The following is a 1,774-nucleotide window of genomic DNA, read 5'->3' as shown; positions in this document are numbered from 1 at the left end:
TAGGTAATTGCGAAACTCACTGATAAAAATGAATTGATGATGGGAAGAAATTTCAAAAAAAGGTACTTAGAAGATTAAAGGTAATTCTTGTAATTTATAATAGCTAAACAGAAAAAAAGGGCATAAGAAATAAAGCCATGATTAATTCTAAAATTTTAAAATAGCTGGTATTTATGCAATTAATGGTTTTAGACTTTTGATATATTCATGCCTGTGTATTTTATTGGCTATGACAGCTGTTATCAGCTGAGTTATACCAGCAAGAAGCAAGTCAGCATGAAGAGTTTTTTCATTTTGTGTCCTGCGCTCTGCAATACAGCAGCTGTGTTTAAAATTTTCGATACTTTTTTCTATAGCAGAACGAATTTTATAGGTGCAGTTCCATTCCTGAGAACCACGAACGGTTCCGGGATATGCACGCAGGTTCTTTTCAGGATAAATGTAAAACATCCTGCCGCAGGATGATTTAGTACAGGGATCTTCACAAAAAGTTTTTCGTTTACTCTTTTTCGTTTCTTTATTGTAGACCCATTTCATTTTAGGGCAAACGAATTTCATTGTAGGAATTCCTGAACGCAAATGTGATTTGCTACTTTCCCGTTTCATGGGCAGTGAATGGTCATGGGGACAGCAGGGAACAGCATCTTCATTCAAAGGACAATCAGATTCTTCTGATACGATTTTAGTTTTTAGTGGTATGTATGCTTTTTCAAACTTTAATTCCTGTAAAAGACAGCTGTAAATTTCAATGCTGTCAAAGGCAGCATCGCCTAAAAATATTTTAGGGTTTATCATGGGATGTTTTTTTAAAAAATCCTTAAGAACAGGTATAAGAGCTTTAGCATCAGCAAGAGATTTATCCTCATCAGGTGAGTTGGACTTTTTTTCAACAACAATATCTGGATGAGCTTTAAGGAAATTTTTATTGTAAAATGAAATGTTTCTTACAATGCCAAGACCGTTGGTAACAAGACCAAATTTAAAAGCATAGCAAAAATGTCCATTAATATACATCTGCTGGACAGCAGGATTGGCATTAGCATGGGAAGGCATGGCACCATAAGCAGCTTTATAAGGATCATAGGAATCACCTAAACCATTTAACTTCTTAAAAGTTTTAAGCTGTTTTATAATGCGGTTAGCATATTTAGGATTGTTTTCAGTTACGAAAGCTTCAATACCAGAAGTATCGAAGATGGTCATGGATGCAAGTTTCTTATTAATTTGTTGGCATATTGGTTCAGTAATATCAACTAGATTATCAAACATCAATTGTAAGTCCAGAATAAAATCCTGTTTAAAGCGTGTGAATTTAGAGGCATCAGGAACTTTAAGAAAGCCGCAGAAATCCCTTAATTCCTGAGAATACTTAAGGAAGATAATCAGAAGGGAATCTTTAGGAATAGAAAAAATACGCTGCAAGATTAAAGCACGAAGCATAGCGTAAAGCTTATATTTACGAGGTCTTCCGGTGGGCGCATAAAAATGATTTATGAAAGAAATGGGAACTAAATCATCAAGATTAATAGTGTTTTCAAGTAAAGAAAGAAACTGGGGCTTGTTGTTTTGAAATTTTTCTTTGCAGTCAGAAAATATATCTGCCAAAGAAAGCTGTTTATATGTTATCATAAATATGTAACTCCTTTCTGAGGTATAATGGTGATTTTGTTTTTTGATTCAATTCAATTTTACCATAAATCAGTGAGGAGTTATTTTATTTTGCAGCAAGAAATATACCGCATTTATGCGGATTACAGCGTTTCGCAAACGCCTA

The 1,774-nt window shown here is 34.0% G+C and carries 1 pseudogene; it reads right to left on the bottom strand.

Going from position 1 to position 1,774, the window contains the following annotated elements:
• Nucleotides 1-251: 251 nt before the first annotated feature.
• Nucleotides 252-1,629, bottom strand: a pseudogene (locus AB8S09_RS15735) (transposase).
• Nucleotides 1,630-1,774 lie beyond the last annotated feature (145 nt).

It is taken from the genome of Clostridium lapidicellarium, from assembly GCF_041224415.1.
In the GTDB taxonomy this organism is placed as follows: domain Bacteria; phylum Bacillota; class Clostridia; order Clostridiales; family Clostridiaceae; genus Clostridium_B; species Clostridium_B lapidicellarium.
The sequence above is the reverse complement of the archived record's forward strand: the minus strand, read 5'-3'. Positions and strand labels throughout refer to the sequence as shown.